Annotated in this window: 1 protein-coding gene; it reads left to right on the forward strand. The window is 59.9% G+C overall.

Annotation, left to right across the window (positions count from 1 at the left end; genetic code table 11):
* On the forward strand, positions 1 to 267 hold a 267-nt coding region (locus AAEY83_RS15655), incomplete at both ends, for a cytochrome c oxidase subunit 3 (RefSeq protein WP_351060411.1).

Raw genomic sequence — 267 nt, forward strand, 5'->3', positions numbered from 1 at the left:
GACCATCACCATCGCCCACCATGCGCTGAAGAAAGGCCATCGCGGCGCGCTGAAACTGTGGCTGGCGATCACCGTGCTGCTGGGCATCGCGTTCCTCGGTTTCCAGGCCGAGGAATACATCCACGCCTACCAAGAGCTGGGGCTGACCCTCGGTTCGGGCATCTACGGTGCGACGTTCTTCATGCTTACCGGCTTCCATGGCGCCCACGTGACCATCGGCACGATCATCCTGTTCGTGATGCTGATGCGCATCATGAAAGGCCATTT

Origin of the sequence: Psychrobacter sp. TB20-MNA-CIBAN-0197, assembly GCF_040309765.1 — a bacterium.
In the GTDB taxonomy this organism is placed as follows: domain Bacteria; phylum Pseudomonadota; class Gammaproteobacteria; order Pseudomonadales; family Moraxellaceae; genus Psychrobacter; species Psychrobacter submarinus.